1 protein-coding gene is annotated in these 294 nt (G+C 25.5%); it reads right to left on the bottom strand.

Annotation, left to right across the window (positions count from 1 at the left end):
- The coding region (locus LQ693_RS13565) for a transposase (protein ID WP_239742403.1) at nt 1-294 on the bottom strand (294 nt) is incomplete at both ends.

Here is a 294-nt window from a genome sequence, read left to right as displayed (position 1 = left end):
CTTTCTACTGTTTGACTTCTTAGTTTATATGCTTTTTTTATTGTATCTACAAACCTTAAATCTTCGATTATATCTAAATCATCTTGCCATACATGTCTTCGAATTTCTCTAGTAAAACTTCTATTTTCTGTACATTCATTTAGTAGTGGACATGATTTACATATAATAGGATTAGATTTGTATAATCTATGCCCTGTTGGCATAGTTCTTTTAAAAGTTAGTAATTTATCATTTGGACATATATAACTATCGTAATATTCATCATAAATAAAATCTTTAGTTTTAAATATTCCT

It is taken from the genome of Mammaliicoccus sp. B-M6 (genome assembly GCF_022386965.1).
Taxonomy (GTDB): Bacteria; Bacillota; Bacilli; order Staphylococcales; family Staphylococcaceae; genus Mammaliicoccus; species Mammaliicoccus sciuri_A.
This window is presented reverse-complemented; position numbering and strand designations above follow the sequence as displayed.